Annotated in this window: 10 protein-coding genes; 4 read left to right on the top strand and 6 right to left on the bottom strand. The window is 47.9% G+C overall.

From position 1 onward, the window contains the following. The 4 genes from ACXLDX_RS08750 to ACXLDX_RS08735 form a co-directional block, all read left to right on the top strand. Positions 1–935, top strand: a 935-nt coding sequence (locus ACXLDX_RS08750; protein WP_457576793.1) for an HD domain-containing phosphohydrolase, incomplete at its 5' end; no start/stop codon positions are given. Between the two features lie 123 nt (positions 936–1,058). Continuing rightward, on the top strand, positions 1,059–2,741 hold the full coding sequence (locus ACXLDX_RS08745) for an ATP-binding protein (protein WP_457576792.1): 1,683 nt from the start codon (positions 1,059–1,061) through the stop codon (positions 2,739–2,741). Beyond that, the gene (locus ACXLDX_RS08740; protein ID WP_457576791.1) at positions 2,741–4,042 is read left to right on the top strand and encodes a sigma-54-dependent transcriptional regulator; all 1,302 of its coding nucleotides are present in this window, start codon (positions 2,741–2,743) and stop codon (positions 4,040–4,042) included. The genes ACXLDX_RS08745 and ACXLDX_RS08740 overlap by 1 nt, the downstream gene beginning before the upstream one ends. Positions 4,043–4,198: 156 nt before the next feature. Continuing rightward, the gene (locus ACXLDX_RS08735) at positions 4,199–4,666 is read left to right on the top strand and encodes a CBS domain-containing protein (RefSeq protein ID WP_228855429.1); all 468 of its coding nucleotides are present in this window, start codon (positions 4,199–4,201) and stop codon (positions 4,664–4,666) included. Between the two features lie 157 nt (positions 4,667–4,823). Here ACXLDX_RS08735 and ACXLDX_RS08730 read toward each other — a convergent pair whose 3' ends face one another. The 6 genes from ACXLDX_RS08730 to ACXLDX_RS08705 all read right to left on the bottom strand — a co-directional run. After that, the gene (locus tag ACXLDX_RS08730) at positions 4,824–5,267 is read right to left on the bottom strand and encodes a flavodoxin domain-containing protein (protein ID WP_457576790.1); all 444 of its coding nucleotides are present in this window, start codon (positions 5,265–5,267) and stop codon (positions 4,824–4,826) included. Positions 5,268–5,413: 146 nt separating this feature from the next. Then, positions 5,414–6,358 carry a DUF4384 domain-containing protein gene (locus tag ACXLDX_RS08725; protein WP_457576789.1) on the bottom strand — a complete coding sequence of 315 codons (945 nt, stop codon included), beginning with the start codon at positions 6,356–6,358 and terminating at the stop codon, positions 5,414–5,416. Positions 6,359–6,579: 221 nt separating this feature from the next. Further along, complete coding sequence (locus ACXLDX_RS08720; RefSeq protein ID WP_457576788.1) at positions 6,580–7,452, bottom strand: ABC transporter permease; 873 nt, start codon at positions 7,450–7,452, stop codon at positions 6,580–6,582. A gap of 9 nt (positions 7,453–7,461) precedes the next feature. After that, complete coding sequence (locus tag ACXLDX_RS08715) at positions 7,462–8,427, bottom strand: ABC transporter permease (RefSeq protein ID WP_457576787.1); 966 nt, start codon at positions 8,425–8,427, stop codon at positions 7,462–7,464. 149 nt (positions 8,428–8,576) lie between these two features. Continuing rightward, on the bottom strand, positions 8,577–10,097 hold the full coding sequence (locus tag ACXLDX_RS08710; RefSeq protein WP_457576786.1) for an ABC transporter substrate-binding protein: 1,521 nt from the start codon (positions 10,095–10,097) through the stop codon (positions 8,577–8,579). Between the two features lie 70 nt (positions 10,098–10,167). After that, positions 10,168–10,458, bottom strand: a 291-nt coding sequence (locus ACXLDX_RS08705; protein ID WP_457576785.1) for an oligopeptide/dipeptide ABC transporter ATP-binding protein, incomplete at its 5' end; no start/stop codon positions are given.

Genomic DNA, 10,458 nt, shown 5'->3' with positions numbered 1-10,458 from the left:
TCATGCTTACGGGAAACGCAGACCAGGAAACAGCTGTTGAGGCGGTAAACACAGGCCAGATTTTCCGATTCCTGACAAAACCCTGCTCCATGTCCGTCCTGGTGAGTTCCCTTGCCCTGGCTCTTCGCCAGTACAGACTTATCATCGCGGAACAGCAACTTCTGAATGAAACCCTGAAAGGCAGCATCAAGGTGTTGAGTGAACTCCTCAGCATTGCCAATTCCGCGGCTTTCAGCAGTGGATATAGAATTAAAATGACGGTCAACAATATTGCTGAAAAAATGGATCTCCCCCATCCCTGGCAATATGAAATAGCAGCCCTGATGTCCGGAATCGGCTGTATTACCCTGCCCGTGGAAATCCTGCAGAAACTCAATGCCGGAGTAGACCTGACAGAAGACGAACTCGAAACGTTCACCCGCCATCCTGTCACGGGGGCCGATCTTCTCAGCCATATTCCGCGGCTTGAAAAAGTTGCACTCATGGTCAGGAATCAGCTCAGACGATATGATGAATACGAGTCCGGAGAACTTGCGGAACTGCCGGAAGAAGTACAGACCGGAGCCCAGATCCTGAAAGCGGTAATAGACCATGATCTCCTCCTGCACCAGGGCATACATCCCAGGGAAGCACTGACCAGGTTGAAGAAGAAATCAGGCGTATATAATCCGAACGTGCTGAAATTCCTGGCAACCATGAAGGTGCAGACTGAAAAAACAAAAATAATCAGTGTGAAATTCCACGACATAATTCCCGGCATGGTTGCTGAAGACGATGTCTTTGCAAAAAACGGGACACTTATTATTCCCAAGGGACAGGAAATAACCTGGCCCGTCATCCAGGGACTGAGCAATTTTGTAAAACATATTGGTATCCGGGAACCCATCAGGGTCCGTATAGCCATTCCTGAACCTGCACAGGAATTATCAGAATGAAACCTGATTGAGAAAATGATTTTCTTGATTTTTCATTTAAGATCGCTGTAATATGCACGAAATCCTGCTGACGTGCCTGCTGCACGCCCCTGCGACATCCCGCTATATCCCGAAGAGAGCGTTATGGAGATGAAAACCACCCTGGGAAACGACGACATTGGTGTACCTGTCAACCGGGGACAGCACCAGCAAATCATCAATGACATCCTCAAGATTGCTTTTGGCCCTCTGCTCCTCAGGAATAAAATCGATCAGATCATCAACAGACTGCTTTCCACCGATTCCCTGCAGCTCGGCCCCCATATCGGCATTTTTTTCACTGAAAAAGACTCCAACCTGCTCGTCCGTGAAGTTTCCACCCACGTTTGTGAAAAAACCACTCCTCTCTGTACCAGTGTCCAGCCTGGTATCTGTCATTGTGGCTCCACTGCCCAGACCCGTGTAACGACCTTCTTCAGTACGTCTCCACCCCTTTTTGCTGAAAAAGAAGGGACGATCCCGTTCTTCGGGAATTACATCATTCCCATAACCAGCGATGGACAGTTCTACGGATTACTGACTGTCTACGTGAAGGAAAACCACAGCTATTCAAAAAATATTGAGCAGCTCCTTGAAATAATCGGGTCAATACTCGCAGGTATTTTTGAAAATCACCTCCAGGACCAGCAACTTATAGACCTGGTGAATGACTTGAGAAAATCAATAGTCAGCCTGAGGGAAGAAAAAAAATTTTCCGAATCCATTATCCAGGGATTGAATCATGGCCTGATAGTTGCCGATCTTGACGGAACCATCAGAAAAAGCAATTCGGTGGCCAAATCTATTTTCCATTCCAGTCCTACCCCCCTGGAAGGCCGGAACCTTTTCTCAATTATTGACCGTAAAGCCGCGCAAAAACTTCTCACCATAAATGATTCCGGCCGGGAACAGCAGAAAAAAGAACTCTCCTTTTCCGGGCCTGGAGGAGAGGAAAGAATTCTTCGCTACTCTAATGTTGCCAGAGAGGACGCCACCGGAAGAACGGTCGGAGTGATCATTTCCCTTTCCGATATCTCGGAACTTAAATACATCAGAAAGGAAATGGCAAAAATGAACCGGCTGTCAACAGTCGCGGAAATTGCCTCGGCAGTGGCCCATGAAGTGCGAAATCCCCTGGCGGGAATCAAGATAATGGCACAGTCAATCGAAGAAGAGGCAAAAGATAACAGTGAACAACTTGAATGCTCTCAACGCATTATCAGACAGGTGGACCGGCTCAATGAACTGCTGACTGACTTCTTTTCCTACGCGCGGCCTGTTGTCCCTAATAAACGCCCTGTCTCATTGATGACCATTATTGCTGAAACCCTGCCTCTCATCAATAACCGACTGACAAAAAAACAGATCTATTTCAGCAGCAATATCGGCCATGACCTTCCTCCCGTCATTGCCGATCCCCATCAGGTCCAACAGGTCTTTCTCAATCTTTTTCTCAATGCTATTGACGCCATCATGGAACAGGGCGAAATCACGTTGACGGCGGAACGCCTCTCTTTCGATAAACTCCACCTCTATAAAAAGAATTATCCGGGCCTCCTGGTGGACGACCATCGAGTGGTTGTTCATTTCCGGGACAATGGTTCGGGTATGCCACCGGAGGTTGCCGAACAGGTTTTTGAACCATTTTTCACAACTAAAACTTCAGGAGCCGGACTGGGTCTGTCCATAGTATACCGGACTCTCAAAGAAAATGACGCCGCCATAGTGCTGGAAAGTAAAACCGGCAAGGGAACAACGTTCACCATCTTTTTCCGGGCGGAAATATAATGGGAGTTATACTCATTGTCGATGACCAGGAAGATCTGCGATTTTCCCTGGCACAGGTCGTCAAAAAACTCGGCCACACTGTAATGACCGCACCAACAGGCCATGAGGCCCTGGAGCTGCTTCACACCTCCATCATTGATCTTGTCTTCCTTGATATCGGGTTGCCGGACCGAAATGGTATCGATCTCATCCCGTCCATCCTGGAAGCTGCGGGAGATGTAGATATCATCATGCTCACCGGCATCAACGAGGCAAGAACCGCAATTGATGCTTTAAAGGCGGGGGCGGTTGATTATATTGTCAAGCCATTTGAACTGCTTGAATTCAAAACTATCCTCAACCGCCTTATCCAGTCACGGATAATGGAAAAAAGAGTTTTTCTTGAACAGAAGACTCTTGGTCTCAATTCCATTATAGGATCCTCTCCGGTCATGGAACGCGTCAAAGACGCTATCAGGCTTGCGGCCGATGTTGAATCCCCCGTGCTGGTTACTGGAGAAACAGGGACAGGGAAAGAACTTGTTGCAAGAGCAATTCATGAAACGGGAAACGGTCCGGGAAATATATTTGTCAAGGTTGATTGCGGCACCCTCTCCGCCAGCCTGATCGAATCAGAGCTCTTCGGCCACTCAAAAGGTGCCTTTACCGATGCCGGCTCTGAAAAACAGGGCCTGGTAGAACTGGCCAACGGGGGAACACTGTTTCTCGATGAAATCGGCAATCTCCCCCTGGAACTCCAGCCGAAACTGTTGCGGCTCATTGAAGAATCCATTTTCCGTAAGGTCGGCGGCCTCAAGGATATTCAGGTAAAAATCCGCATTATTGCCGCAACCAACGTAGAACTTGAAAAGAAAATCAGCAACGGCCATTTCAGGGAAGATCTCTATTACAGACTGAATGTTGTACCCATCACTCTGCCTCCCCTGCGGGAGAGAGGAAACGATATTCTCCAGCTGGCCACCTATTTTCTCCACGAACTGAAACGGGACCTGAAAAAACAGATCAAGGGATTCAGCCCGGAAGCATCCCGCAAAATGCTGGCCCACGGATGGCCGGGCAATATCCGTGAGTTGAAAAACCTCATTGAAAGGGAAGTTATTTTCTGCAAAACTGACTGGATCTCCATGATGAATCTCGACGATATCTCTGACAAAGGGAGGAATGAAAATGAAACACTCCTTCCTCTGAAGGAAATAGAAAAAAACTATATAAAAAAGGTATTGAACCTGGTCAACAACAACAAATCCAAAGCAGCCAGGATTCTCGGAATCTCAAGAACCACACTGCGGGAAAAACTGTAATCCCGCACGTTTCCATTTTCATATATTCATTATAATTATTTCTTGTATCAATTTTATTGATTAACTATCTTTTTCTATGGTATAAGGTTATTAAACCACTACTATTCTGTAATCGCAGGGAATCCCTGCGCAAGCTGACAGGAAAACGGAGGCACTATGAAAGTAAAAGACATCATGGAACCGATCAAAAGCTGGCTCACTCCTGAAATGTCCCTGCAGGAAGCAATCCGCGTCATGAAATCCACCAAGCGGGGTCACGGGTTATCTGTCAACGGGATCGTTGTACTTGACGGGGCCATGAATCTTGTGGGAATCGTTTCAACCATTGATATATTAAGAATCATCATTCCGTCTCATGTGTACCTGGACGAGCACCACGGCAATATTTCCTGGGAATCAATCCGGGATGAAAAAACAATGGCTGTTCAATCCATCAGGGTCAGTGAAATAATGACAGAGGATGTCAGGGTCATTTCTACCAAGGATACCCTGCTGCGTTGCGCCGATACCCTGCTCATGGAAAGAGTACGAAGACTTCCCGTAACACGCAGTGACGGGAAGGTGGTCGGTATTGTCTATCTCCGGGATGTTTATAATGTCCTTACCGGACTCCTGACCCATTAAAAATTTATGATTACCTTGAGAACTCATCCAGTTAGGGGAGGTGACTGTTTTATCAGGCTGAGTTTTGTACGTAATCAGGTTCTAAAAAAATAAAAGCCGTACAACAGTTCAGTTGCACGGCTTTTTTCATTCTCTGATCCAGGTTTCAAAAAAGCATTTAACCCAACAGCTCCCCAAGGGCCCGACCATAGTCCTGGCACGCCTTACATCCTTCATCTCCCCCCACCATTGCCTCGGTGAGATTGAGGGGACCCAGGTTAATCATTTCCATCTTAAACACATGTTCCATTGTATCAAAAATCATGGGTGCACTCTCGCCACTATGGGTATGTGAACCGAATGCACCGCCGGTTTTTCCACCAAGTCCGGCCTGCTCAGCTTTAAACAAAAACTGTTTCATACCATTTGTCATATCCTTGTGATAGGTAGGACAACCAAAAACAAACCCGTCATATCCCTCAAGATCCTTTTCGTTCTCAATGGCGGAAATACTTTTCATTTCTACGGACTGGCCCGCCATGCGTAATCCTTCTGCAATATAACTGGCCATTGTTTTGGTGGTTCCGGTCCGACTTGAATAAGCAATCAGTACGTTTTTCATATATCCTCCAGAAGATATTCAAATTAAAAAAAGCAGCAGCCCGGCTGCAAAAGCTGGAAACATCAGCTCGAATCCACTCAATAATAATACTTATTCCTATTAATGCAAGTGGAATGTTCACCTGCGGGAATACTTCAGACTGATGTTCACGAATCAGGCGCAATCTCAAAGGACAGGGCAGCTCTGACAGGAGCTGCTTCAACAATAGCCCTGGTGAAACGAACTCCGCGGGTTATCTGCACCCGATCGTCAGGAAATGGCTGAGGCCCGGCAAGGGCTTTGATTCTGTCAATCCCTGCAGGCGGAGTAACCTCGAGTTTGAATTGAGCTTTTTCAGGCGGAACAGTGTAGACCCGGCCAGGTGAACAGAGCTCTTCCGGCTGAAAGATGTTCGGGTAAATTGTCGTCACCTTACCGTCAGGTGTCACATCAATTAGTTTTACATAGAGTGGTTCGGAAACTTTGAAAGATATTTTAATGGTATCTCCAGGCAGGTAACGTTTTTTATCCGTCCAGAAATGTAGTTTTCCATCACTGCTCACACCTTCCTCGGGGACCTGTAACCGTTTCTCTTTTTTCTGTTCAACCGGCAGCTGTTCCCACTGATAATAGTATGGTCTGGCCTGCACGTACCCTTCGGCCGCAGCAAGTATCCGGCCATTATCAAGCTGAATCAGTTTCAGACTGCATTGGACAAATTCCCCGCTTATTTTTGCTTTACCTGTAATGATATAATCAGCTCCAAGAATTGTCCGGGCTCCAGCGTCCCCCGACTCACTGAATGAATCAAGAGCCCATTCATCAAAAATCAATTTCAGATCCTTTCTCTCAATAAACGCCAGCTGCCTGTCAAGACCTTCCCGGATAAGGATCGGTTCCATTTCCTGAAAGATCTCCGCAGCAAGCTTTGAAGCCACTCCATTACTCCCTGTAAGATCGACAAAGCCGATGACCTTTCCAGCCTGAACACCCTGGAGAAGATTACCGGCCGCCATTTCAAAAGTCGGTAATGCAAAACTGCTCACAGCTCCCGGTAACACGAGAAAGAACAGAACTGTTTTAAACACAATCTTTATTTGATGAATTTTCATGGTATCCCCCCACAGTTGCATACAAAACCCTGCCTGATTTTCAGCAGGCACCCCTCCAGTCAATCGCCCGAATTTTCCATGAACAAACAATTGAAATTTTCCAAAAAGTTCAATGGAGGCAAGAATAGAAGTTTGACTGGGAACCAGATATCTTTCAGGTAACCGTAATACAGGAAGGGCCGGGATGCCAGTTCAGATAGTGATACAACCTGCAGGGTGATTTACAGCTTCGGATTCAACTCTTCCCGCAGCCAGTCTGCAAAGAGATTGATTCCGACAACCATGGCGATAAGAGTGGCACCGGGAAAAACTACCATCCACCACATGCCTGCATAAATATAGTTTTTACCGATGGCAATCATCATGCCGAGAGAGGGCTCAGTCAGCGGGACACCCACACCAAGAAAACTCAAGGTAGCCTCCAGCATGATAACCACTGCCATATCCACGGCCATGACCACAAAAATAGGGGGCAGGGCATTGGGCAGGATATGCCTGAAAAGAATACGAAAATCCCCGGCACCAGAGGATCTTGCCGCAGTAACATAAGGATACTCTTTGATTTCGAGCACACTTCCCCGTATGGTCCTGGCGTATTTCACCCAGTCGGCAATGCAGATGGCAAGAATCACAGTGAAGATTCCCCTGCTCTCGAAAACCCCGAGGAGCAGCACGGCAAGCAGGGTGGTGGAAAAAGAAAAGACAGTATCGGCGGCCCGCATGATAAAGGCATCAAGGATGCCACCGTAATAGGCACCAAGCATACCGAGCACGATACCGATTATACTTGAAATAGTGACAACGGACGAACCGACAATAAGCGATGTCCGCAACCCGTAAAGAATAGTAGAAAGAATCCCCCGACCCTGGTCATCGGTTCCAAGAGGAAAGGCGGACACCCCGTTATCCATCCACGAGGGTTCAAGCAGAAAATTAGCCAGATCCACGGAGGTGAGATCATAGGGATCCATGGGAGCGATGAGCGGCGCGAAAATTGCGGCGACAAAAAAAGTGAACAGAATTGCTCCACCAAACATCCCCGACGGATCACCAAGAAACGAACGTACCCTTTTGAGTGCAAAGAAATTTTTCATCTCTCACCTCTACTCATAGCGGATTCTCGGGTTGAGTAAGGCGTAGAGCAGATCAACCAGAATATTAATGGTTAAAATAATACAGGCCGCGAGCATGATATAAGTAACAATAATCGGCTGATCAGTCTCAAAAATCGAGGTCAGCAGCAGATTCCCCATCCCCGGCCATTGGAAAATTGTCTCTGTAACAATGGAAAAGGCAATCAGTTCGCCAAATGAAAGACCGGCAATGGTGACCACGGGAATCATCACGTTTCGCAGGGCATGTTTCAAGATCACCTTGGCAGGAGAAAGCCCCTTGGCCCAGGCGGTTTTGATATACTCTTCCGAAAGCGTTTCACGCATTCCGGCCCTGGTGAGACGGATCAGAACAGCCAGCTGATAGCCGGAAAGCGTAAGGGCCGGCAGCAGGATATGTTTCCATCCTGATACGCTGAGCAGGCCGGTCCGCCAGAATCCTATCTGTACCGTATCCCCGCGCCCGAAGGAAGGGAGAAGATCCAGGTAAACGGAAAAGAACATCACCAGCAGGATACCGATCAGAAACGTCGGAATCGAAATGCCAAACAGTGATCCCGCCATGACTGCCCGACTGACAAGGCCATTGGGATTAATGGAAACAACAACCCCTAGCCCGACACCTAGAATAAAGGAGATGCAGAGGGCAATAAAAGCCAGCTCAAAGGTTGCCGGAAACCGCTCGAGAATCATGTCCAGAGCATCAATCTGGCTCACGTAGGACTTACCGAAATTGCCGTGCATCACTCCTTTTAAAAAAGTGGCATACTGCACATAAACGGGCCGGTCAAGACCATAGGCAATTCTCACCTGCTCCCGCTCCTCCTGGGTGGCATATTTCCCTGCCAGCATGAGCACAGGATCTCCCGTGAAGCGGAACATGGCGAAACATACAGTGGATACCAGAACGAGAACAACCATGCCCTGTATCAATCTTTTTGCGAGATATGTAGTCATATCATCCTGTTTTTTGGGGTTGGGGGGCTTCCCGCCCCCCTTTTCAAGCAGCCGGTTTATCTGAAAATCTGCAGCGGAAGGTTATACCGCCACAGTTGGGATTTTCATCGGTCTGTTGAGGCCGAGCCCTGAAGCCCGGCCACGCCGGTTTACTTGATTTCCTTGACAACAATCCAGCGGTCGGAACGGGGAGTAAACTTTATCCCCTTGCCTTTGACAACGGCAAAGATATCCTGCTGATAATGGAGAGGGATCCAGGCAACGTCCTCAACCGACTTCCTGTTGATTTCCTGCAGGGCCTTTTCCCTTTCACCACGATCAATAATGGATGAAGAGGCAATAATTGCGGCATCAATATCCGGGTTGGAGTATTCAGCCCCGTTATAGGTACCCATCCCCTTGTCCTTATCGGGTGTATGGAGCAGTTTTTCCGCCGAACGACCGAAATCAAAAGAACCGTCAAACCAGCCGATCAGATAAAAGCTGTGTTTTTTACCGGTCAGCTCATCAAAGAAAATTGACTTGGGCTTCACATCCAGCTTAACTTTGAGCCCGATTTTGGCCAGATATTTTGCCACGGCCTCGCAGATCTTCTCGTCATTGATATACCTGTCATTGGGGCCGGCAACGGTAATTTCAAATCCATCGGCATACCCGGCTTCCGCCAGCAGTTTTTTTGCCAGAGCCGGATCATAATCATACCGTTTGATGGAGGCATCATACCCCACGGTGGGGACATCAGGAATTTGATTTGCCATGGTTGCCTGTCCACGCATGATCTTTTCTATTATTTCTTTTTCATTAATGGCATGGGCAATGGCCTTGCGAACACGAATATCGGCAAAAGGTGTGTTCGGTTTATTGCCGATTCCCATGTAAATTGCCCTTCTGGCAGCCTGAGAAATCACCTCAATATGTTTCATTGATTTGACACGATCAAAAAGGGTTACCGGCACCCCGTTGACAATGTCAACCTGCTTCCCGGCCAGGGCGGCAAAACGGGTGGACTCCTCGGTTATGGGACGAATCTCCACGGTTTTGTACTTTGGTGCACCCTCCCAGTAATTTTCGTTGGCCTCCATACGGATGTATGATCCCTTCACCCATTCAACAAGTTTATAAGCACCCGTGCCGATGGGGCGGGTGTTATAATCACCATCGTCCCTGTTTTCCGAAGATTCCTTGTCAACAATAAAATTCTGATGCATGGTTTCCGCGAACCAGGGCACCGGTTTTTTAGTCCTGAAGATAACCGTGTAATCATCCGGAGTCTCTATCGAAGCGATACTGTTTGCAATATTGAGCAGTTTGGAATACCTGGGGTCCTTCATGCGCTCAAAGGTAAACTTGACGTCCGCTGCGTTGAAATCGTTGCCGTTACTGTATTTCACTCCTTTCCGCAGTTCAAATTTCCAGGTAAGGGCATCAACACGCTGCCATTTGACAGCAAGTGCCGGACTGAGCTTTCCCTCCGGTGCCTTTCTCTGGAGGAGCCCGTCAAAAAAATTGGACATATAAGACAAATTGGCATCCGATGAATAGGCGTGAGGGTTCATCGATTTGGGCGGTGCATCGGTGGCTATAACCAGGTCGGCTTTTGCCATGGCACTCGTCGGCAGAATAATTGCGGCCAGTATGACCAGGGTTTTCAAGGTGCGGTGTTTCATCATATTTCCTCCCTTTTGCGAATGTTGTAAATCTTTTCAGGAACACTTTGCTGCAACAGACAACTGTTCAGGACTATGGTGTAAACAGGTGACAGGCGACACTGTGTCCATCACCCATACTGTAAAAAACAGGTTCTTTTTCCATGCAGATATCCATCTTCCGGGGACAGCGAGTATGAAACCGGCACCCGGCCGGGGGATCAATAGGACTCGGCACATCCCCTTCCAGGAGAATCCGCTCTTTACGGTGCAGCGGGTCGGAGACCGGTGCGGCGGAAAGAAGGGCCTGGGTATAGGGATGTTTCGGATTTGTATAAAGTGAAGCGTAGGGAGCTTCTTCTATGACCTTCCCCAGGTACATCAC

It is taken from the genome of Desulfomarina sp., from assembly GCF_054039375.1.
The sequence above is the reverse complement of the archived record's forward strand: the minus strand, read 5'-3'. Positions and strand labels throughout refer to the sequence as shown.

Bases quoted from the DNA above. Each gene is read 5' to 3' on its own strand.
- ACXLDX_RS08730 (WP_457576790.1), bottom strand. From the start codon at position 5,267: ATGAAAAACGTACTGATTGCTTATTCAAGTCGGACCGGAACCACCAAA.
- ACXLDX_RS08745 (WP_457576792.1), top strand. From the start codon at position 1,059: ATGGAGATGAAAACCACCCTGGGAAACGACGACATTGGTGTACCTGTC.
- ACXLDX_RS08740 (WP_457576791.1), top strand. From the start codon at position 2,741: ATGGGAGTTATACTCATTGTCGATGACCAGGAAGATCTGCGATTTTCC.
- ACXLDX_RS08725 (WP_457576789.1), bottom strand. From the start codon at position 6,358: ATGAAAATTCATCAAATAAAGATTGTGTTTAAAACAGTTCTGTTCTTT.
- ACXLDX_RS08710 (WP_457576786.1), bottom strand. From the start codon at position 10,097: ATGATGAAACACCGCACCTTGAAAACCCTGGTCATACTGGCCGCAATT.
- ACXLDX_RS08720 (WP_457576788.1), bottom strand. From the start codon at position 7,452: ATGAAAAATTTCTTTGCACTCAAAAGGGTACGTTCGTTTCTTGGTGAT.
- ACXLDX_RS08735 (WP_228855429.1), top strand. From the start codon at position 4,199: ATGAAAGTAAAAGACATCATGGAACCGATCAAAAGCTGGCTCACTCCT.
- ACXLDX_RS08715 (WP_457576787.1), bottom strand. From the start codon at position 8,427: ATGACTACATATCTCGCAAAAAGATTGATACAGGGCATGGTTGTTCTC.